At 73.2% G+C, this 18,716-nt stretch carries 17 protein-coding genes; 13 read left to right on the top strand and 4 right to left on the bottom strand.

The window, feature by feature from the left end; all coding sequences use genetic code 11:
* The first annotated feature begins 9 nt into the window (after positions 1 to 9).
* Both FKD65_RS13040 and FKD65_RS13035 read left to right on the top strand, forming a co-directional pair.
* A complete protein-coding gene (locus FKD65_RS13040) occupies positions 10 to 1,629 on the top strand; it encodes an MFS transporter (protein ID WP_141577757.1) in 1,620 nt (539 codons plus the stop codon).
* 67 nt (positions 1,630 to 1,696) lie between these two features.
* Complete coding sequence (locus FKD65_RS13035) at positions 1,697 to 2,335, top strand: rhomboid-like protein (RefSeq protein ID WP_141577756.1); 639 nt, start codon at positions 1,697 to 1,699, stop codon at positions 2,333 to 2,335.
* A 21-nt stretch (positions 2,336 to 2,356) separates the two neighbouring features.
* On the opposite strand, the gene FKD65_RS13030 is transcribed toward FKD65_RS13035, so the two are convergent.
* Positions 2,357 to 3,622, bottom strand: coding sequence for an RNA polymerase sigma factor (locus FKD65_RS13030; RefSeq protein ID WP_141577755.1), 1,266 nt, complete (start codon positions 3,620 to 3,622; stop codon positions 2,357 to 2,359).
* A 267-nt stretch (positions 3,623 to 3,889) separates the two neighbouring features.
* On the opposite strand from FKD65_RS13030, the gene egtA reads away from it, so the two are divergent.
* Genes egtA through egtD form a run of 4 tightly spaced genes read left to right on the top strand, consistent with a single transcriptional unit; the run spans position 3,890 to position 8,274 of the window.
* Positions 3,890 to 5,197 carry an ergothioneine biosynthesis glutamate--cysteine ligase EgtA gene (gene egtA / locus FKD65_RS13025; RefSeq protein WP_141577754.1) on the top strand — a complete coding sequence of 436 codons (1,308 nt, stop codon included), beginning with the start codon at positions 3,890 to 3,892 and terminating at the stop codon, positions 5,195 to 5,197.
* Positions 5,194 to 6,555 carry an ergothioneine biosynthesis protein EgtB gene (gene egtB, locus FKD65_RS13020; RefSeq protein ID WP_141577753.1) on the top strand — a complete coding sequence of 454 codons (1,362 nt, stop codon included), beginning with the start codon at positions 5,194 to 5,196 and terminating at the stop codon, positions 6,553 to 6,555. The genes egtA and egtB overlap by 4 nt, the downstream gene beginning before the upstream one ends.
* Positions 6,556 to 7,290 (top strand): ergothioneine biosynthesis protein EgtC, encoded by a 735-nt coding sequence (gene egtC / locus FKD65_RS13015; RefSeq protein WP_141577752.1) that lies wholly within the window; start codon positions 6,556 to 6,558, stop codon positions 7,288 to 7,290.
* 27 nt (positions 7,291 to 7,317) lie between these two features.
* A complete protein-coding gene (egtD, locus tag FKD65_RS13010) occupies positions 7,318 to 8,274 on the top strand; it encodes an L-histidine N(alpha)-methyltransferase (RefSeq protein WP_141577751.1) in 957 nt (318 codons plus the stop codon).
* A 37-nt stretch (positions 8,275 to 8,311) separates the two neighbouring features.
* Here the strand turns inward: egtD and FKD65_RS13005 are convergent, their stop codons facing one another.
* Positions 8,312 to 9,094 carry an SGNH/GDSL hydrolase family protein gene (locus FKD65_RS13005; RefSeq protein WP_240810120.1) on the bottom strand — a complete coding sequence of 261 codons (783 nt, stop codon included), beginning with the start codon at positions 9,092 to 9,094 and terminating at the stop codon, positions 8,312 to 8,314.
* A gap of 185 nt (positions 9,095 to 9,279) precedes the next feature.
* On the opposite strand from FKD65_RS13005, the gene FKD65_RS13000 reads away from it, so the two are divergent.
* Together FKD65_RS13000 and FKD65_RS12995 are read left to right on the top strand one after the other, a co-directional pair.
* Entirely contained in the window at positions 9,280 to 10,428 is a 1,149-nt protein-coding gene (locus tag FKD65_RS13000) for an acyltransferase (RefSeq protein WP_168221024.1), read from the top strand.
* Positions 10,343 to 11,527 (top strand): hypothetical protein, encoded by a 1,185-nt coding sequence (locus FKD65_RS12995; protein ID WP_141577749.1) that lies wholly within the window; start codon positions 10,343 to 10,345, stop codon positions 11,525 to 11,527. Before FKD65_RS13000 ends, FKD65_RS12995 begins: the two co-directional genes overlap by 86 nt.
* A gap of 226 nt (positions 11,528 to 11,753) precedes the next feature.
* Here FKD65_RS12995 and FKD65_RS12990 read toward each other — a convergent pair whose 3' ends face one another.
* Positions 11,754 to 12,278 (bottom strand): cysteine dioxygenase family protein, encoded by a 525-nt coding sequence (locus FKD65_RS12990; protein ID WP_141577748.1) that lies wholly within the window; start codon positions 12,276 to 12,278, stop codon positions 11,754 to 11,756.
* A 181-nt stretch (positions 12,279 to 12,459) separates the two neighbouring features.
* Here FKD65_RS12990 and FKD65_RS12985 point away from each other — a divergent pair, with 181 nt between their 5' ends.
* Complete coding sequence (locus tag FKD65_RS12985) at positions 12,460 to 13,473, top strand: LacI family DNA-binding transcriptional regulator (protein WP_141577747.1); 1,014 nt, start codon at positions 12,460 to 12,462, stop codon at positions 13,471 to 13,473.
* 93 nt (positions 13,474 to 13,566) lie between these two features.
* On the opposite strand, the gene FKD65_RS12980 is transcribed toward FKD65_RS12985, so the two are convergent.
* Positions 13,567 to 15,030 carry an aromatic amino acid ammonia-lyase gene (locus FKD65_RS12980; RefSeq protein WP_141577746.1) on the bottom strand — a complete coding sequence of 488 codons (1,464 nt, stop codon included), beginning with the start codon at positions 15,028 to 15,030 and terminating at the stop codon, positions 13,567 to 13,569.
* 162 nt (positions 15,031 to 15,192) lie between these two features.
* On the opposite strand from FKD65_RS12980, the gene FKD65_RS12975 reads away from it, so the two are divergent.
* From FKD65_RS12975 to FKD65_RS12960, 4 genes are read left to right on the top strand one after another with little or no spacing between them, the layout of a single operon-like run.
* On the top strand, positions 15,193 to 16,353 hold the full coding sequence (locus FKD65_RS12975) for an ABC transporter ATP-binding protein (RefSeq protein ID WP_141577745.1): 1,161 nt from the start codon (positions 15,193 to 15,195) through the stop codon (positions 16,351 to 16,353).
* The gene (locus tag FKD65_RS12970; protein ID WP_141577744.1) at positions 16,353 to 17,000 is read left to right on the top strand and encodes an ABC transporter permease; all 648 of its coding nucleotides are present in this window, start codon (positions 16,353 to 16,355) and stop codon (positions 16,998 to 17,000) included. Before FKD65_RS12975 ends, FKD65_RS12970 begins: the two co-directional genes overlap by 1 nt.
* Positions 16,997 to 17,683, top strand: a complete 687-nt coding sequence (locus FKD65_RS12965) for an ABC transporter permease (protein WP_141577743.1) — start codon at positions 16,997 to 16,999, stop codon at positions 17,681 to 17,683. The genes FKD65_RS12970 and FKD65_RS12965 overlap by 4 nt, the downstream gene beginning before the upstream one ends.
* Positions 17,684 to 17,700: 17 nt before the next feature.
* A complete protein-coding gene (locus tag FKD65_RS12960; RefSeq protein WP_205718646.1) occupies positions 17,701 to 18,624 on the top strand; it encodes an ABC transporter substrate-binding protein in 924 nt (307 codons plus the stop codon).
* Positions 18,625 to 18,716 lie beyond the last annotated feature (92 nt).

Raw genomic sequence — 18,716 nt, 5'->3', positions numbered from 1 at the left:
AGGTCGACGATGACTCAATCCCAAGGCGCCGAGATCCTCGAACCGGGCGCCGCCCACGCGACGCCGCGCGGCCAGGCGCGCGGCCGCCCCGCCAGAGCCGGGCACGGGCATCCATGGCTCACGCTCGTCGCGGTCGCGCTGGGCGTGATGATGGTGGGCCTGGACGCGACCGTCGTGTCGATCGCCAACCCCGCGATCGCCAGGGACCTCGGGGCGAGCCTGTCCGGCCTGCAGTGGGTCACCAACGCCTACCTGCTGGCGCTCGCCGTCTCGCTGATCCCGGCCGGGAAGATCGCCGACCGGTTCGGCCGCAAGCGCACCTTCCTCGCGGGCGTGATCGGGTTCGCCGTGTCGTCGCTGCTGATCGGGCTCTCCGGCGGTCTCGGCATGGTGATCTTCTGGCGGGTCGTGCAGGGGTTCGCGGGGGCGCTGCTGCAGCCCGCGAGCCTCGCCCTGCTGCGCAACACGTTCCCGGCCGAGCGGCTCAACGCCGCGATCGGCATCTGGGGGTCCACGGTCGGCATCTCCATCGCGGGCGGTCCGATCGTCGCGGGGCTGCTGGTGGAGAACGTCAACTGGGAGTCGGTGTTCTTCCTGAACGCCCCGCTCGGGCTGGTCGCGCTGCTCGTCGGCCTCTGGGTGATCCGCGAGTCGCGGGACGAGGAGGCCGCGGGCTCGTTCGACCTGCCCGGCGTCGCGCTGCTCAGCGGCGCGCTGTTCGCCCTGGTCTGGGGGCTCATCAAGGCGGGCGAGAACGGGTTCGGCGACGCGGTGCCGCTCGTGTCCTTCGCCGCGTCCGTGGTGCTGTTCGCCGCGTTCGTGTGGAACGAGCTGAGGGTGGAGCGCCCGCTGCTGCCGCTCGGGCTGTTCCGGTCGGTGTCGCTGTCGGCGGCGACCGGCCTCATCGTCCTCGGCTTCTTCGGGATGTTCGGGACGATCTTCTTCATCACCCTGTACCTGCAGCAGGTGCACGGCATGAGCCCGGTGGACGCGGGCGTGCGGATGCTGCCGATGACCGGCGTGTTCATCGTCGCCTCCCCGGTGGCGGGCGCGCTGACCAGCCGGTTCGGGCCCCGGGTGCCGCTCGTCCTCGGGATGGCGTTCACCGCGGCCGCGATGTTCGGCCTGTCGCGCATCGGGGTGGACGCCCCGTACGTGCAGCTGTGGCCGTGGTTCGTCCTGGTCGGCCTGGCCTTCGGGATGGTCATCGTCGCCGGGACCGAGGCCATCGTCGGCAACGCGCCCGCCCACCTCGCGGGCGTCGCGGGCGGCCTCCAGCAGACCGCCGCGCAGGTCGGCGGCGTCCTCGGCACGTCGGTGCTCGGAGTGCTCCTGTCCACCAAGGTCGGGGACGTGCTGTTCGGGCGGCTGACCGGCGCGGGGCTTCCCGGCGCGGCGGCGCGGCAGCTGGAAGGGCAGGGCGGGCTCGTCTCGCAGGGTGTCGCGCCCGTTCCGCCCGGCACGCCGGAGCCGGCGGCCGACGCCATCACGACCGGGAGCCACCTCGCGTTCATGGACGGCTTCCAGACGTCCCTGACCGTGGCGGGGGCCGTCGCGCTCGTCGCGATCCTCGCCGCGCTCCTCGTGCGGCGCGGGACCTCTCCGGTCGAAGGCGCGGTGGCCGCGTAGGTCCCCGGTCTAGGCTGCCGGTGTGATGGGTTTCGCGAGGCTTGGCCGGATCCTCAGGTCCTATCCGATGCCGGTGACCTTCCTCGGGCTGTTCGCGGCCATGTGGATGGTGCAGGCACTGGTCCTGCCGCCGGGAGCGCGGCAGGCCGTCATCGCCTGGGCCAGCACCAACCTGGCCAACCTCGCGGTCAACCCGGTGGGGACGCTGGTCGTCTCGGCGTTCGTCGCCGAGGGGGCGCAGGGCGTGCTGCTCGTCGCGGCGGCGATCGGGCTGTTCCCCATCACCCGGCGGTTCGGAAACCTGCGGGCCGTCGTCCTCATCAGCGCATCGCACGTCCTCGGCACGCTCATCAGCCAAGGCGTCGCGCTGGTGCGGCTGGAGGCGGGCCTGCTCTCGGACTCCGTCCGCACGATCCCCGACGTCGGGCCGTCCTACGTGCTGTGCGCGGCGCTCGTCGCGGCCTTCCTGTACGGGCACGGGCGCTTCCGCCGGCTGCTCGCGCTGGCCGGCTGGTGCGCGCTCGTGCCCGTGCTGCTGGACGGCCTGCTCTCGCTGGAGGTCGCCGCCGTCGGCCACGTGGTGGCCATGCTCACCGGCGCGCTCGTCGGATGGCTCCTCCTGGCGCTGGAACGCCGGCGCAAGCGGACGCCGCTCGGCCCGGTGCCCGCCACCGGCGCCCCGGTCGCGGGCACCGCGCAGACCTGACCTCGCGCGGAGGCGTCCCGGTCAGCCCTCGCCCGGCTGCGGGGCCGGGTTCGACGTCGGGCTCGGGCTCGGGCCGCCCGGGTCCGACGGCGGGTCGGTCGGGGTGTCGGTCGGCGGCGTCGTCGGGTCGGTGGACCCGTCGTCCGGCGGGGTCGCCGGGTCGGACGGCGAGTCCGGGGGAGTGGTCGGCGTCGGGTCGTCCGGAGGCGTGGACGGCTGCTCCGGCTCGGAGGGCGTGCCGGACGCGGGCGGCTTCCCGCTCGCCGGCTCGTTCGACGGAGAGGTCGCGGGCGGGGCGGGCGCCGAGCCGCCGCCGGGGCCGCCCGGAGCGCCCTGGGTGCCGCCCGCCTGCTGGGGCGGCGTGCCGTACGCGCTCGTCACCGGGTTCCGCGACCTGCCGTCCGCGCGCTCGGTGCCGGTCAGGCCGGGCGGCGGGTTCTGCGGGACGCCGCCGGTCGCCGTGGAGGCCGGGTGCGTCTGCCCCTTGCTCGCCGTCGGGAGGAGCGAGGCGGCGCTGCCGCCCTTGGCCGTGGGCCAGGACACCAGCAGACCGACGACGGCGGCGGCCGACGCGGCGACCCCCGCGGCCGCGCCGAGGCCCTTGGACAGGACGCCGGAGTTCGCGCGCCGGCGGCGGTCCGCCCGCTCCGGGCCGATCACGACGAGCGGGCTCGGCGAGATGACGCTCGGCAGCGGCCGGGTGGCCTCCTCCTCGCACGCGGCGAGGACCCGGTCGCGCAGCCAGCCGGGCGCGTGCGCGGGGGCCCGCCGGGCGAGCAGCTGCGGCAGCCGACCCTTCTCGAACGCGGAGATGAGGTCGAGCCGGGACTCGGCGGTACCGCGCATGAGGATGTCGAGGACGGCCCGCTCCAGGCGCGTCCGGGCCGCGTTGAGCAGTTGCACGACGGTGTCCGGCGCGATGCCGAGGACGCGGGCGATGTCGTGCGGTTCGAGCCATTCGCCCGCCGACAGCAGCAGCACCTCGCGGTGGTCGGAGCGCAGGGCCGCGGCGGCGCGCAGCAGCGGGTCGGGATCGGCGAACAGCGGGCCGCGCGTGCCCGGGGCGCCGGCGCCCGGCCGTCCGCTGAACGCGCCGCGCTCGGCGCACGCCGTCCGGGAGAGCGAGTAGAGCCAGAGCACGCTGTCGCCGCGCGGCGGCTGGTGCACGGCCGCACTGAACGTGTCGCCCACGGCCGCCGCCGCGAGCTGGTCGCCGACGAGCGACCAGCAGTAGGCGTACAGGCGGTCGGCGTGCGCGTCGTAGAGCGAGCCCAGGTCTCCGCCCATGTGAGCCCCCGTCTCCGTCCGGTTCCACTTCCGACAAAACGTGCATATCGCTGGTCAGGGGGACTCTAGCGCCTCCGGTCAACCGGTGAGAACCCAGGGATCGGACGTTATGTCGAATAGCACGGAAGGTAGCAGTTAGGGCTGCGGACAGTGACGTTCACGGAGATTTAAGAAAGTTCCTGAAAAACCGCTGATTCCTGATCCGGTTCAGCAGGGAAGGTTCGAACTCGTTGTCGAACCACCTGAGGATCGCATGAGGAGTCAACGGTGACCCGGCTCACAGTGGACGGCGTCTACCAGCACATCCGCGGTGTCTGCTTCAAGACCGGCCCGCCCGGCACGGTCGGCGCGGAGACCGAGTGGATCGTCGTCGACGCCGCCGACCCGGCCGCGCACGTGCCCGCCGCGCGGGTGCGCGCGCTCGTGGACGGGGCCGGCCCGCTGGCCGGCGGCAGCAAGGTCACCTACGAGCCCGGCGGGCAGCTCGAACTCAGCTCCGCCCCGTTCGGGACGCTGGACGACCTGACCGCCGCGCTCGGCGGCGACATCGCGCACGTGCGGGACGCGCTCGCGCCGGACGGGCTCGCCCTCGCCGGGCACGGCGTCGACCCCGTCCGCACGCCGCGGTTCCAGGCCGACCACCCGCGCTACGCGTGCATGCGGGACTACTTCCAGGCCGGCGGCTTCCGCGACGCGGGCATGGCGATGATGTGCTCGACCGCCTCCGTCCAGGTGAACCTGGACATCGGCGCCGACGGCCGGGACGCCTCCCGCCGCTGGCGGCTCGTGCACGCGCTCGGGCCGGTGCTGGTCGCCGCGTTCGCGAACTCGCCGCTGCGGGCCGGCCGCCGCACCGGGATGCGCTCGTCCCGCCAGGCCATCTGGACCGAGCTCGACCCGTGCCGGACCCTGCCCGTGCTGCGGGACGGGGCGGACGGCGACCCCGCCGAGGCGTGGACGCGGTACGCGCTCGACGCCCAGGTGATGCTCGTCCACACCCCGGACGGCAGGTGGGTGTCGGCGCCCGGGATGTCGTTCCGGGAGTGGCTGGACAAGGGCGAGCCCGGCGAGCAGGACCTCGCCTACCACCTGTCCACGCTGTTCCCCCCGGTGCGGCCGCGCGGGTGGCTGGAACTGCGCATGATCGACGCGCTGCCCGGCCCGTACTGGCCGGTCCCCGTCGCCGTCGCCACCGCCCTGCTGGACGACCCGGCCGCCGCGCGCGCCGCCGAGGCCGCGACCGAGCCGGTGGCGGACCGGTGGGCGCGGGCGGCCCGCCACGGCCTGTCCGACCCGCCGCTGGCCAGGGCCGCGCGGGCGTGCTTCGAGGCGGCGCTGGACGCGCTGCCGCGGCTCGGCGCGTCCGGGCTCGCGCCGCTGGTCGAGGAGTACGCCGAGCGGTACGTCCTGCGAGGCCGGTGCCCCGCCGACGACCATCCGGGCGACTCCCGTCCCGACGACCACCCTTCCGACCCCCGTCCCGCCGACCACCGCGGCGCCGACGTCCCGGCGGCCGACGGCCACCGGACATCTCCGGGCGACCGCAGGAGAATTCCGATGGAGGATGCGACATGAGCGCCCCTGGCCCGTCCGCCGACGAGGCCGCTCTGAAGGAACTGATCGCCGACGAGCTCGGCGCCGTGCGCGACCGCAGCTTGCGCCTCACCACCGACGTCCTCGCCGAGGACGAGCTCACCGCGCAGGTGTCGCCGCTGATGTCCCCGCTCGTGTGGGACCTCGCGCACGTCGGCAACTACGAGGAGCTGTGGCTGCTGCGCGCGGCCGCCGGGCGGGAGGCGATGCGCCCCGAGATCGACGACCTGTACGACGCGTTCGAGCATCCGCGGTCGGAGCGGCCGACGCTGCCGCTGCTGAAGCCGGAGGAGGCGCGGTCCTACATCGGCACGGTCCGCTCCAAGGTGCTGGACACGCTGTCGTCGGTGCGCTTCGACACGCCGGATCCGCTGACGTCGGGCGGGTTCGTGTACGGGATGGTCGTCCAGCACGAGCACATGCACGACGAGACCATGCTGGCCACCCACCAGCTGCGTCGCGGTGCGCCCGCCCTGCTCGACCCCACGGCGGAACCGCTCCAGGTCCCCGGCGGCGGCGCCGGAGAAGGCGCCGACGAGGTGCTGATCGAGGCGGGCCCGTTCCAGATGGGCACGTCGGACGAACCGTGGGCGTACGACAACGAACGTCCCGTCCACATCGTCGACCTGCCCGCCTACTACATCGACGTGGAGCCGGTCACCAACGCCGCCTACACCGCGTTCATCGAGGCGGGCGGGTACGACGACCCGCGCTGGTGGCACCCGGCCGGATGGGAGTGGCGCAGCACCGGCGGCAAGCGCGCCCCCGCGTTCTGGGAGCGGGACGGCGGGCAGTGGCTGCGGCGCAGGTTCGGGCGGACCGAACCCGTCCCGCCCGGCGAACCCGTCCAGCACGTGTCCTGGTACGAGGCCGACGCCTACGCGCGGTGGGCCGGGAAGCGGCTGCCGACCGAGGCAGAGTGGGAGAAGGCCGCCCGCTGGGACCCCGACGCGGGACGGTCCCGCCGCTACCCGTGGGGTGACGTCTACGAGGAGGGCCGCGCCAACCTCGGGCAGCGCGCGCTCCACCCGTCTGAGACCGGCTCCTACGCGGCCGGTGCGTCGGCGTACGGGGTGAGGCGCCTCCTGGGGGACGTGTGGGAGTGGACGTCGTCGGACTTCCACGGCTACCCCGGCTTCCGCTCCTTCCCCTACAAGGAGTACTCGGAGGTCTTCTTCGGCCCCGACTACAAGGTGCTGAGGGGCGGGTCCTGGGCGACGCACCCGCTCGCCATACGCGGCTCGTTCCGCAACTGGGACTACCCCATCCGGCGGCAGATCTTCTCCGGGTTCCGCTGTGCCCGATCAGTGGCCCGGTCGGCGGCGGGGGAGGGCCGCTGAATGTGCCGCCACCTCGGCTACCTCGGGCCTGAGCGGACGCTGCACTCCCTCATCTACGAGGGGGAGCACTCCCTTGAGACCCAGTCGTACGCGCCGCGCATGACGCAGGGCGCCATCCTCAACGCCGACGGGTACGGCGTCGGCTGGTACCAGGACGGCGGGCCCGTCCGGTTCCGGCGCGCCCAGCCCATCTGGACCGACCAGTCGTTCCGCGAGGTCGCCGGGGCCGTCCGCGCGTCGTGCGCGGTCGCGGCCCTGCGGTCGGCGACCGTGGGGTTCCCCGTGGACGAGTCGTGCGCCCAGCCGTTCCGCGCCGGGCCCTGGCTGTTCAGCCACAACGGGAAGATCGAGGGCTACGGCGGCGTCGAGTCCAAGCTCCGCGAGCTGGGCGGGGACATCGCCGAGATACCCGACGCCCGCGCCCCGGTCGACTCGGCGCCGCTGTTCGCCCTCGCCGTGCGGAACTGGCGGGAGGGCGCGCCGCTCGGCGAGGGGCTCGCCGCCGTCGTCACCGCGATCACGGCGCTCGCCCCCGGCCGCTACAACCTGCTCGCCTCGGACGGGACGTCCCTGGCCGCCACGACCTGGGGTGACTCGCTGTTCGTCCGCGAGGCCGGGGACGCGGTCCAGATCGCGTCCGAGCCGCTGGACGGGGACGCCGCGTGGCGCCCCGTCCCCGACCGCTCGCTCGTCACCGCCGGACCCGCCACCGGCGTCCGCATCACCTCGCTCTGAGATCGCCCAGCTCCGAAGGAGAACCACGTGGACCGGTTCCTGACCGCCGACGACCTCGCCAAGACGCTCCGCCAGGACGTCCGGGCCGGGCTTTCCGGGACGCCCAAGACCCTGCCGCCCAAGTGGTTCTACGACGAGCGCGGCAGCGCGCTCTTCGAGGAGATCACGAAGCTGGAGGAGTACTACCCGACCCGCCGGGAGCGGGAGATCCTCGCCGCCCGGGCACCGGACGTCGCCGCCGTCACCGGCGCCCGGACGCTGCTGGAGCTCGGCGCGGGCTCGGGGGAGAAGACCCGGCTGCTGCTGGACGCGCTGGCCGGCACGCTGCGCACCTACGTGCCGGTGGACGTCAGCGGCGAGTTCCTGGAGCAGGCCGCGGCCGGGATCGCCGCCGACCACCCCGGTCTGGCCGTCCGGGCCGTCGCCGCCGACTACGAGCAGCACCTGCACCTGCTGCCCGGCGGCGGGCGGCGCCTCGTCGCCTTCCTCGGCGGGACGGTCGGCAACATGCCCCCCGCCGAGCGCATCGGGTTCCTCGGGGGCCTGCGCGCCACCATGGACGAGGGCGACTTCCTGCTGCTCGGCGCCGACCTGGTCAAGGACACCGGGCGGCTCGTGCGCGCCTACGACGACGCGGCGGGCGTCACCGCCGAGTTCAACCGCAACGTCCTGTCGGTCATCAACCGGGAGCTCGACGCCGACTTCGACCCGGAGGCGTTCGAGCACGTCGCGGTCTGGAACGAGGCCGAGGAGTGGATCGAGATGCGGCTGCGGTCGCTGCGCGCCCAGGACGTCCGCGTCGGCGGCCTCGACCTCGGCGTGTCGTTCGCGGAGGGGGAGGAGATGCGCACCGAGATCTCCGCCAAGTTCCGGCGGGAGCGGCTGGAGGCGGAGCTGGGCGCCGCCGGGATGGAGCTCGCCGAGTTCTGGACGGACGAGGCGGGCGACTTCTCCCTCACCCTCGCGCGGCCCGCGTCCCGCTGACGCGCCCCGGGCCGGGCCCGCACGGGCCCGGCCGGGCTCAGTCCTTGCGGGCGGGGTGGTCGAGGCCCACCCTCTTCAGGTCCGCCGCCAGGCGGGTCGCCACGTAGAGGTGGCCCGCCGGCGTCGGATGGGTGCGGTCCCTCTTGATGAGGCGGGGCGCGTTGCCCTCGCCGGTCAGCAGGTCGCCCGTGATCCACTGCTCGCCGATCGGGTCGACGAACGGGATGTCGAGCTGCCCGGCGAGGTTCTTCAGCGCGTCGCGGACGGCGACCGCGCCGGGGATCGGCGTCCCCGTCCCCCAGAGCGGGCCCACGATCACGAGGCGGGTGCCGGGCCAGCGCTGCCGCACGCGCTGGACCAGCACGTGCGCCGCCGCCGCGACCTGCGGCGCGGGGGTCCGCCAGTCGTTGTGGCCGCCGGACAGGACCAGCATGTCGGGCGCCGGGCGCCAGCCGAGCTGGCTCTCGAACAGGCCGAGGAAGTTGCGCGGGCCGCGGCCCGTCGCGACGTAGCCGGTGCCGGAGCGCCCGCCCACGACGACCTGCCAGCCGAGCAGCCGCGCGGTGGCGGAGGCGTAGGTCGACTCCGGCTCGACGCCGCGGTCGCCGACCGTGTAGCTGTCGCCGAGGAACATCACCACCGGCGGGGCCTTGCGCGCCCGGTCGCCGTCCGGGCCGTCCGCCGCGGCGGGCTTGTGCACCGAGCCCGCGAGCAGGGAGCAGCCCGTGAGCGTCGAGCAGGCGGCGAGCGACAGGACCGCCGCCAGGCCGAGGCACAGCATCCGGGTCGCCGCGCCGCGTCGGGCGCGGCGAGATGTCATGGAGTACCACCAATGAATCAGGGGGACGCCTCCGTATCCTACTGACCTCGCACCCGTGACGCGGGCACTCCGCGACCATGTCGTCACCGTGCCGTCACCGTGCCGCGGCCGATCGTGGCCTTCCCTCCATCCCCCGTTCACCCCGCGGATCGGACCGGGCCACCTGGCGACGGGAGGGTGCCGCGGTGACTGGACGGGAACGGCTTCGCGAACTCGATCTGCTGCGCTTCACAGCCGCGCTGGCGGTGGTGCTCTACCACTTCACGGGATTCGGCGGCGCCGGGGCGTGGCCGTCGCCCTCGCAGGAGGTGTTCCCCGAGCTCGCGCCGGTCACCCGGTTCGGCTACCTCGGCGTCGACCTGTTCTTCGTCATCAGCGGGTTCGTGATCCTGATGAGCGCGTGGGGGCGCGGCCCCGGGGAGTTCGGCATCTCCCGGCTCGTCCGGCTGATGCCCGCGTACTGGGTGAGCGTGCTGCTGGGCGCCGCCGTCTACGCGGTGTTCCGGATGGGGAACGGCGTCCCCGGCCTCGTCATCCCGAACCTGACGATGCTCCAGGGCGGGCTCGGCTTGCGGAACGTGGACGCCGTCTACTGGACGCTCTGGGTCGAACTGCACTTCTACGTGCTCGCCGCCGTCCTCGCGGGCATCGGGATCACCTACCGCTCCTGCCTGATCTTCATGGCGGCCTGGATGCTCGGCGGGCTCTTCGCCGACGAGGCCGACAACAAGCTGCTCCAGGTGATGCTGGTCCCGACCTGGAGCTGCTACTTCATCGCGGGGATGGCGCTGTTCATGATCCACCGGTTCGGGCCGACGCTGCTGCTCTGGGGGTACGTGGCCGCGTCCTACCTGGTGGCGCTGCACTGGGGGGCCTGGCGCGCGGAGCACGTCTTCAGGGGCGCCGACGAGACCGTGGTCAGTGTCGTGATCACCTGCATCTTCGCGGTGATGATCCTTGTCGCGACCGGGCGGCTGAGCCGGCTGCGCTGGCGGGGCCTGACCGTCCTCGGGGCGCTCACCTACCCGCTCTACCTCGTCCACTCCCAGCTCGCCCTCCCCCTGCTGGACGCGGTGTACCCGGCGCTCGACCGGTGGACGGCGCTGGCGGTGGTGGTCGGGACGTCGCTGCTGGCCGCCTACGCGGTGCACCGCCTCGTCGAACGTCCGGGCGCGGCGTGGATGCGGGCCCGGCTCAAGGCGTCGCTGGCGCCCATGCGGCTGCCTGAAAGCCTTACATTTGTCGCTCATGGCGACAGGGGTGGACGGGGCGGTCCTGGCCTCGACGGCGGTGAGCCTCGCGATCGCGCCCCGGTGGACGCGGCGCGAACCTGACCCCCCGCCCGCCTCCACGCGCCGCTGGGCTCGACCAGAGACGTTCCTCTGCCTCGTGGTGGGGCTCGTCTACCTGAACCAAGTGCTCTTCAACGTGTACATGCTGCGCGTCCACGGCGGGGACGCCTCGTTCATCGCGAAGTACCTTCCCGAGGGGTATTTCGCGCTCGAAGACGGCGCGGCCATGCGCGGTCTCGCGGAGCACTTCCCGATGCCCGGACTGCTGGCGCCGTCCCTGCTGCGCGTCCAGGCGTTCTTCGAACTGCCCTTCGCGCTGCTGGCGTACATGACGGTGCTGCGGTGGCTGGACCGCGGCCTCTACCGGCGCATGGCGCGATCGTGGCCGGTGTGGGCCGCGTCCCTCTCCTACACGCTCGTCTTCTGCATGGTCGAGTGGGAACTGCGCAACCCCTACACGATGGACGACATCGCGGTCCGGGTCTGCTCGGCCGTGGTGACGCCGTTGGTGCTTCGATGGCTGGCAGGGCAGGAGGACGGTTCCTCAGAGGACGTGTCGTTCGCGCAGATGCTTCTCTTCGCCGCCTCTGTGTGGGGGTTGGGCCAACTCGTGTTGGCCGTCTACGACACCGCTCTCCTGTACAACCTCGGTCATCTGGGCGGGCGCCTACCGGGGGCGGCGGTCGCCCTGGCTGTCATCGCGGGTGCGCGCTGGGCGTCCTCCCGCCTGAGACCAGGCGAAGCGGGGGTCGCCCTGGCATCGGTCGTCAGCGGCCTGCGCTGGGGCCTGCTCCTCTTCTTCGTCCCGGCGCTCGCCGTCCGCTACGGGGTGAACTTCGGCACCCCCCTCGTGGCGGGGGCGGCCGGGCTGCTGGTCTGCGCGACCGCCGCCGCGTGCGCCCTGCGCAGCGCGCTCGCCGGCGCGGGGGCGACGCGCATCGCCTTCTGGGCCCTCCAGGTGGCGGCGGCGCTCCTCGCCGGCGCCGCGGCCGGGTACGCCGCGGTCCACCTGGTCACGGACGCCTACTACGAGGCCGGGCTGCTCAGGGGAGCCGTCTCCTGCTTCGCCGTCGCCATCGCCGTCTGCGCGCTGAGCGACCGCTTTTTCGTCCGATGGCGGGATACATCCGAGACGGTGTGACACATCCGATATCGCATGCGCTGAGGGAGTATGAGCGTCCGGCCGCTGGGAGCGGGCTACGGCCGGGCGCGCCGCCTCTGGCGGGCCCGTCGCCCCCGGTCGGGCCCGCCAGAGCATTTCGGGCCGGCAGAGCATTTCGGGCCGGCAGAGCATTTCGGGCCGGCAGAGCATTTCGGGCCGGCAGAGCATTTCGGGCCGGCAGAGCATCTCAGGCCGGCAGAGGACTTCAGACCGGTTCGTCCGGCGACTGGAGTTCGTCGGTGTAGCTGACCGGCAGACGGCGCATCACGCCCGACTCGTCGACCGAGTACTGGCCGAGCCGCCACAGCGGCGGCGAGTAGGCGTGGATCGAGACGCTGGCGTCCTCCACCCCCGTGAGCCGGTGGATGTGCTCGGGACCGAAGCAGAACGACGCGCCCTCCCGTACGACGGTCCGCAGGGGCTCGCCGCCCATGCGCGGATTGTTCTCCTCGATGGCTCCGGCGACGACGCGCACCGCCCCCGAGGAGACGTCGTGGTCGTGCCAGCCGGTGTCGTTCTGGGGCGTCCAGCACAGCAGCCAGACGTCGACGTGCTCGTCCCTGTGGAGGGAGGCGTAGTGGCGGCGCCCCTCCGGGAACGCGACGTGCGGCCGCCACAGGCCGGGGCGCTCGGCCAGGTCGTCGACCAGCTCCCGCAGCTCCCTCTTGTCGAGGGGGCGGCCGGGCAGGCGCTCCAGGCCGCTGGGGCGGGGCAGGACCTCGGAAGACACGGGTTCGCTCCTCTCCGAAACCGTCGGCGGGCACGGTCCGCTGCACCCGTGACCCGGGGCGAACCGGCAGGCCAGGGCTTCTGAACCGCATCAGTTAACCGTTTCAGTGAACCGCTTCAGTGACGATCTCGTCAAGGTGTGGTGCGGTGCTTTGTCGGCGGCGGCCTCTAGGGTTGGAGGGATGTCGGAGAAGCGCAAGCGCGCGACCATCCGCGAAGTGGCGCAGGCGACGGGGCTGTCGCCCGCGGCCGTGTCGTACGCGCTGCGCGGCATCCAGACCTCGGAGGAGACGCAGGAGCGCGTCCGCGCCGCGGCGCGGGAGCTGGGCTACGAGGCCCACCCGATCGCGCGGGCGCTGGCCAGCGGCCGCACCGACCAGGTCGGCCTGCTGTGCGGCTCCCTCGAGGACTACTGGCAGCAGTCCCTCGCCGTCGGCATCGGCCGGGCGCTGCTCGCCCGCGGCCGCTACGCCCTGATCGTGGACGCCGGCGGCGACCCCGAGCGGGAGCTGGCCCTCGCCCGGCGGCTGCGCGACCAGCGGGTGGACGGCCTGATCGTCCAGCCGCTCGACCCGTCGGCCGCGCTGTGGTCGGAGCTGGCGGCGGCGGTCCCCGTCGTGTCCATCGGCGACGTCCTGCACGGCGGGCAGGCGCAGGGCGAGGTCGTGTTCGACAACCGGCGGGGCGTCACGCTCGCGCTGGAGCACCTGCGGGCGCTCGGGCACCAGCGCCTCACCGTGTTCACCCCCACCCTCGCAAGCACCCCCGACCGCCCCGCCGACGTCTACGTCAACGCCGAGGCCGAGCGGCTGGGCCTGCGCGTCGACGTGGTGGTCGTGCCGCAGTCCCTTCCCGAGTCCACCGAGGTCGCGCTGCGGGTGCTCGGCGGCCCCGACCGCCCCTCGGCCGTCTTCTGCTTCGCCGACTCCATCGCCTACGGCGTCTACGCCGCCACCCGCGAGCTGGGCCTCGCCGTCCCCGGCGACGTCGCCGTCTGCGGCTACGACAACCACCCGATGTCGGCGCTGCTGACCCCGCCGCTCACCAGCGTCGAGTGGGACATCGACGGCATCGTCCACTCCGCCGTCCGCCTCGTCGTGGACGTCATCGACGGCAAGCCGCGCAAGCGCCGCGTCGTCCGCGAACCGTCCCTGCGCGTCCGCGCCTCCACCGGCGAACCCCCGGCGGACGGGTAGCGACCGGCGCCCGCGCCACCGGTGTACCGAGGTCTCACGGGGACCGGGCCCACCGGCCTGCGTCCACCGGCGGGCTGAGATCACCGGCCGGGCTCAGGGGTGGAGGCGGGCCAGCTGGGGGAGGAGGTCGGCGGCGGCGGCGATGTCGGTGTCCAGCGGGCGGTCCTCGATCCGCGGGTCGAGCACGGCGCCCGCCAGGTCCCACGCCGAGCGCAGCGGCCCGCCGGACGGCGCCCGCCCCTGCATCCGCAGCGCGCGGACGGCCGCCACCAGCTCGCAGCCGAGGCCGAGCAGGTAGGCGGCCACCGCGTCGGTCGTCGCGCGCGCCGACTGGGTCGAGAAGCCCGCGTGCTCCTCGACGCCGCGCGACAGCACCGCGCTGCCGAGCGCCGCCGGGGTCGCCAGCCGCCGCACGTCCGCCAGGCACGAGTGCGCCACGTACTCCAGGATCATGATCCCGGACGAGGCCTCCGTCTCCCCCTGGAACGGGTAGAGGCCGGTGAACGACGGCTCGGCGAGCGTGCCGAGGCGGGCGGCGGCCAGCGCCATCGTCTGGAACAGGGCGGCGCGGGCCGCGTCCAGGGCGAGCCCGACGTAGGCGGTGTGGAAGTTGCCGTTGTGCCAGACCGCCCGGCCGGGGACGTCCACCAGCGGGTTCTCGGCGGCGGCGTTGATCTCCCGCGTGACGACCTCCTCGGCGTAGCCGGCCGCCTCCAGCGCGGGACCGTGCACCTGGGGGAACGCCCGGTAGCCGTACGGGTCCTGGATGCGCGTCGGGGCCGACCGGTCGAAGGCGAGCAGTCCGCGCATCGCCGCCGCGGCCTGCTGCTGGCCCGGATGCGGGCACGCGTCCTGCACCGGCTGGGCGTAGGGCTCCTCCGAGCCGCGGACGGCCAGGTGCGACAGCGCCGCGACGACCGTCGACGCGCGCAGCGCCTGCCGCAGGTCGGCGACCGCCAGCGCCGCCTCGCCGAGCGTGGCCGCGTTGGAGCTGATGAAGGCCAGCGCGTCGGCGGAGCGGAGCCGGTAGCCGGGACCGCGCTCCTGCCCGCCGTCCGGGCCCGGCAGCCACGCCCGCTCGCCGAGCAGGCACAGCGCGGTCGAGGCCAGCGCGGTCAGGTCGCCGGTGCCGATCGCCCCGTACACCGGCACCGGGGGATGCAGGCCCAGGTTGAGCACGTCCGCCAGAGCCTGCAGCGCGCCCGGGTCCACGCCCGAACCGCCCGCCGCGATCTGGTTCAGCCGGACGGCCAGCATCGCCCGGACGATCTCCGGCGCGACCAGCGGCCCGGCCCCGGCCGCGTGGCTGCGCAGCAGCCGCAGCCCGTGGGCGTCGGCGTCCTCCCACTCGACGTCCACGACGCGGTTGGCGCCGACCCCCGTCGTCCGCCCGTACACCGGCCGCGCCTCGGTGATCTCGCGGACGACCTGAGACGCGGCGCGCGCCCGCTCGACGCCGGCGGGGGCGACGGCGACCGCCACGTCCTCCCGGGCGGCACGCGCGACCTGCGCGCATGTGAGCGAGGTCCCATCGATAACGATTCGGCTGTTCTCCACGCCGACACGCTACTTTCCCTGCATTACCGATAGATATGCTCGGTTGCCCGATGTTCCGGACATGCTGGGACACTTAGATGACGGTACCTATTGATTACGGTTGGGTAGTAGGTCGAAATCGATCATGGCGCCACGGGGGGCGCCCGGCGAGGACGTGATTCGTTGATCACCTTTGAGGGCGTCACCAAGCGCTATCCCGGGGGCACCGTCGCGCTGGACGACGTCAGCCTCGAATGCCCCACGGGCCGCATCACCGTGTTCGTCGGCACGTCCGGCGGCGGCAAGACCACCGCCCTGCGGACCATCAACCGGATGGTGGAGCCGACGTCGGGGCGCGTGCTGATCGACGGGAAGGACGTCCGCGAGCGCAAGCCCGCCGAGCTGCGGCGCGGCATCGGCTACGTGATCCAGCACGCCGGGCTGTTCCCGCACCGCACCATCCTGGACAACATCGCCACCGTCCCGTACCTGCTGTCCTGGAACAAGAAGAAGGCGCGGGCGCGGGCGCTGGAGCTGATGGAGCGGGTCGGGCTCGACCCGGCGATGGGCAGGCGGTACCCGTTCCAGCTGTCGGGCGGCCAGCAGCAGCGCGTCGGCGTCGCGCGGGCGCTCGCCGCCGACCCGCCGATCATGCTGATGGACGAGCCGTTCAGCGCCGTCGACCCGGTCGTGCGCGCCGAGCTGCAGGACGAGTTCCTCCGCCTCCAGGAGGAGCTGCACAAGACGATCGTGTTCGTCACCCACGACATCGACGAGGCCATCAAGCTCGGCGACCGGATCGCGGTGTTCCAGACCGGCGGCAGGCTCGTCCAGATCGACAGCCCCGAGAACCTCCTCGCCCACCCGGCCGACGACTTCGTCGCCGGCTTCATCGGGCAGAACCGCGGCATCCGCACCCTGTCGTTCGCCGACACGGGCGGCCTGGCGCTGAGCGACGGCGCGATCCGCGCCGCGGGCGCCGACGCGGCGGAGGCCGCCGGGGCGGAATGGGTGCTCGTCGTCGACGACGACCGGCGCCCCCTCGGCTGGGCCCGTCCCGCGCAGGCGGCCGGCCCGCTCGGCAAGGCGAGGCTGAGCCCGGTCGGCCCGACGTTCCAGGTCGGCGGCGACTCCGTCCGGACCGCGCTGGACGCGGCCGTGCTGTCCCCGTCCGGGCTGGCGGTCGGCGTCGACGAGACCGGCGCGGTCGTCGGGACGGCCAGCGGGACCGACCTGCTCGCCGTGTCCACCCACGACCGCGCCGGGGCCGCCGACGCGCCCGCGAGCGTCGCGAGCGACCCCGCGGACGACCCGGACGAGGCCGACGCCGAGGGCGCCGGCTGATGGACATCGACTGGGGCTGGATCGGCGAGCACACCGACACGCTGACCGAGCACGCCCTCATCCACCTGCGGCTCGCGCTGCTGCCGGTGCTGTTCGGCCTGGTCATCTCGCTGCCGGTCGGCATGCTGTGCCGCCGCTGGGGCTGGCTCTACCCGCCCGCGCTGACGGTCTCGAACATCTTCTACGCGATCCCGTCGCTCGCGCTGTTCATGGTGTTCATCCAGTACACCGGCCTGACGGCGGCCACGGTCATGATCCCGCTGACCCTGTACAGCCTGTCGGTGCTCGTCCCGAACGTGGTGGACGGGCTGGCGTCGGTTTCCGAGCCCGTCCGGCAGGCGGCCACCGCGATGGGCTTCGGCCCGCTGCGTCGCCTCCTCCAGGTGGAGCTGCCGATCGCCGTGCCCATCGTCATCGCCGGGACGCGCGTCGCCGCCGTCTCCTCCATCAGCCTCGTCGCCGTCGGCCAGCTGATCGGCCAGGGCGGCCTCGGCTACGACATCATCCGCGGCTACCAGCTCCAGTTCCAGACGCAGATCGTGGCCGCCACCGTCCTGATCGTCCTGCTGGCCCTGGTCACGGACGCGATCCTGGTCACCGTCCAACGCCTGCTCACCCCGTGGGCCCGAGCCCGGATGACCTCATGAACGAGCTGTGGAACCAGATCGACCTGTTCTGGACGTGGCTGACCACGTCCTCCCAGTGGCACGGCGGCGACGGCATCCCGCACCGCCTGCTCCAGCACGTCTACTACAGCGGCGTGGCGCTGGTGTGCGCCGCGGTCATCGGGCTCGCGCTCGGGCTGCTCGTCGGGCACACCGGGCGCGGCGGCTTCCTCGCGATCAGCCTGGCCAACGTCGCCCGCGCCGTCCCCACCTTCGGCCTGGTGCTGATCGTCGTGGTGATCGAGTACAGCATCACGCCGGTGCTGATCGCCCTGGTGGCCCTCGCCGTCCCGCCGATCCTCGTCAACACCTTCGAGGGGATCCGCGGCGTCGACGCCGACGCCAAGGACGCGGCGAGCGGCATGGGCATGACCGGCTGGGGCGTACTGTGGCGGGTCGAGCTGCCGATGGCGCTGCCCCTGATCCTGCTCGGGCTGCGCACGTCCGCGATCCAGGTCGTCGCCACCGCCACCATCGCCGCCTACCCGGGCTTCGGCGGCCTCGGCCGCTACATCATCGACGGCCTGGCCCGCAACGACTACCAGCTGGTCGTCGGGGGCACCGTCCTGGTGGTGCTGCTCGCGCTGATCGTCCAGGTCACCTTCGCGGCGCTGCGCCGCCTCCTCGTCTCACCGGGCCTGCTCGGCTCCGCCCGATCCTCCTGAAACCGAAGGAAGAGCACATGAAGAAAATCATCAGGGGCGCGGTCGTCGGCCTCGTGGCCGCCCTTTCGCTGTCCGCCTGCGGCAGCGGCGACTCCGGAGACGACTCCAACCCGCTCTCCGGCGGCGGCGGTAACGGCACCGTCACCGTCGGCGGCGCGAACTTCCCCGAGAGCAACCTCCTCGGCGAGCTCTACGCGCAGGCGCTGGAGGCCAAGGGCGTCAAGGTCACCCGCAAGTTCAACATCGGCGCCCGCGAGATCTACTACGACCAGGTCGTCAAGGGCGGCATCAGCGTGATGCCCGAGTACAACGGCGCCCTGCTCACCACCTCGGTCGACAAGACCAGCACGGCCGCCACCACCGACGAGATCAACGCGGCCCTCAAGTCCAAGCTGCCGTCGAGCGTGGAGATCCTGGACTCGGCGAAGGCCGAGGACAAGGACTCCGTGACCGTCAACCCGCAGACGGCCGCAAAGTACAAGCTGAAGTCCATCGCCGACCTCAAGCCGGTCGCCAAGGACCTCGTGATCGCCGGGCCGTCGGAGTTCAAGACGCGCCAGCAGGGCCTCGTCGGCCTGAAGAAGACCTACGGCCTGGACTTCAAGAAGTTCCAGCCGTTCGACGCCGGCGCCCAGGCCACCCTGGTGAAGCTGCTCACCGAGAACAAGATCCAGGCCGCCGACCTGTTCACCACCGACCCGACGATCCAGCAGAACAAGCTCGTCGTGCTGGAGGACCCGGAGAACGTCTTCTCCGCGCAGAACGTCACGCCGCTGGTCAACAAGTCCGCGGTGGACGAGAAGGCCAAGGCGGCGCTGAACGCCGTCTCCGCCAAGCTCACCACCCAGGACCTCCTCGACATGATGAAGCGCGTCGCCATCGACAAGGACGACCAGGAGAAGGTCGCCGAGGAGTGGCTGAAGAAGTCCGGCCTCGCCTGACCCGCACAACCCGCGGCCGCACCGACGGCGGCCGCTGAGACGGCCGAACGGCCGGGCCCCGCGCGGGCCCGGCCGTTCGCCGTCCGGGGCGG

This window comes from Actinomadura sp. WMMA1423, from assembly GCF_006547145.1.
Taxonomy (GTDB): Bacteria; Actinomycetota; Actinomycetes; order Streptosporangiales; family Streptosporangiaceae; genus Spirillospora.
The sequence above is the reverse complement of the archived record's forward strand: the minus strand, read 5'-3'. Positions and strand labels throughout refer to the sequence as shown.

Excerpts from the sequence above, each read along its gene's own strand:
- FKD65_RS13040 (WP_141577757.1), top strand. The coding sequence starts at position 10 with ATGACTCAATCCCAAGGCGCCGAGATCCTCGAACCGGGCGCCGCCCAC.
- FKD65_RS13035 (WP_141577756.1), top strand. The coding sequence starts at position 1,697 with ATGCCGGTGACCTTCCTCGGGCTGTTCGCGGCCATGTGGATGGTGCAG.
- FKD65_RS13030 (WP_141577755.1), bottom strand. The coding sequence starts at position 3,622 with ATGGGCGGAGACCTGGGCTCGCTCTACGACGCGCACGCCGACCGCCTG.
- egtB (WP_141577753.1), top strand. The coding sequence starts at position 5,194 with ATGAGCGCCCCTGGCCCGTCCGCCGACGAGGCCGCTCTGAAGGAACTG.
- egtC (WP_141577752.1), top strand. The coding sequence starts at position 6,556 with ATGTGCCGCCACCTCGGCTACCTCGGGCCTGAGCGGACGCTGCACTCC.
- FKD65_RS13005 (WP_240810120.1), bottom strand. The coding sequence starts at position 9,094 with ATGACATCTCGCCGCGCCCGACGCGGCGCGGCGACCCGGATGCTGTGC.
- FKD65_RS12995 (WP_141577749.1), top strand. The coding sequence starts at position 10,343 with ATGGCGACAGGGGTGGACGGGGCGGTCCTGGCCTCGACGGCGGTGAGC.
- FKD65_RS12985 (WP_141577747.1), top strand. The coding sequence starts at position 12,460 with ATGTCGGAGAAGCGCAAGCGCGCGACCATCCGCGAAGTGGCGCAGGCG.
- FKD65_RS12970 (WP_141577744.1), top strand. The coding sequence starts at position 16,353 with ATGGACATCGACTGGGGCTGGATCGGCGAGCACACCGACACGCTGACC.
- FKD65_RS12965 (WP_141577743.1), top strand. The coding sequence starts at position 16,997 with ATGAACGAGCTGTGGAACCAGATCGACCTGTTCTGGACGTGGCTGACC.
- FKD65_RS12960 (WP_205718646.1), top strand. The coding sequence starts at position 17,701 with ATGAAGAAAATCATCAGGGGCGCGGTCGTCGGCCTCGTGGCCGCCCTT.